The sequence below is a fragment of the Leucobacter sp. M11 genome (assembly GCF_035726885.1).
In the GTDB taxonomy this organism is placed as follows: Bacteria; Actinomycetota; Actinomycetes; order Actinomycetales; family Microbacteriaceae; genus JAPFRB01.
Genome location: NZ_JAPFRB010000002.1, coordinates 403,678 through 404,545 on the forward strand (window position 1 = coordinate 403,678; position 868 = coordinate 404,545).

1 protein-coding gene is annotated in these 868 nt (G+C 73.2%); it reads right to left on the reverse strand.

Annotated features, from left to right (window positions below; genetic code table 11):
* Nucleotides 1-20 precede the first annotated feature (20 nt).
* Entirely contained in the window at nt 21-815 is a 795-nt protein-coding gene (locus tag OOT08_RS06220) for an energy-coupling factor transporter transmembrane component T family protein (protein WP_325091715.1), read from the reverse strand.
* Nucleotides 816-868 lie beyond the last annotated feature (53 nt).

The following is an 868-nucleotide window of genomic DNA, read 5'->3' on the forward strand; positions in this document are numbered from 1 at the left end:
GGGTCAGGTCCGCCGCGGCGCTACGCAAAGAGCCACCGCCACTGCCCGCTCAGGATCGCGGCGGTCACCGCGGCGGCGGTCACCGCCGCAAACAGGAGCACGAAGGCCGCGTCTGTCCGGCCGAACACCGAGACGCGGGCGGGGACGCGCACCATGCCCGGTCCGAAGCCGCGCGCCTCCATCGCGGTGGCGAGGCTTGTGCCGCGCCGGATCGAGAGCACGAACAGGGCGAAGGCCTGGCTGAGCAGGCGGCGGATCCTGCCGGAGTCGCCGAGGCCGCGTGCTCGGCGAGCCTGCTCCAGCGTCCGCCAGTCGGCGAGGAACAGCCCGGCGAGGCGGAGCGCGCCGAGGGCGCTGAGCACGAAGCGGGCGGGCAGCCGGAGGATCTGGGTGAGGGCATCGGCGAAGTCGGTCGCGTCGATCGTCATGAACAGCACGACGGAGGGGGCGGCGAGCGCGAGAATGCGCAGCCCCGTCGCGAGCCCCAAGGCGAGGGAGCCGTCGGTGACGTGCATGAACAAGAACCGGAAGTGGCTGTCCCCCGAGGGGGTGCCGTAGAGCACGATCGTAAGCCCGGCGAGCACCGCGGCAAGCACGATGGGGGCGAGCCGGACGGCGAGGGTCAGCGGCGGCACCCCGCACCAGGGGATGAGCGGTGCGAGCAGGGCGAGCACGACGAGGGGGCTGACCGGGTCGATCGTGAGCACGAGACCCATCGCGAGCACCGCGCTCGCGGCGAGCTTCGCGACGGGGTTGATCAGCCAGATGCCGGCGCGGCGGTCGCCGGTGTTCCGGGCGATGTCGAGCAGGGTCATGCGCGCTCCCCCGTTCGCTGCCGGATCGTGCCGTGCCCGGCCACGATGACCCG

Bases quoted from the DNA above. Each gene is read 5' to 3' on its own strand.
- OOT08_RS06220 (WP_325091715.1), bottom strand. From the start codon at position 815: ATGACCCTGCTCGACATCGCCCGGAACACCGGCGACCGCCGCGCCGGC.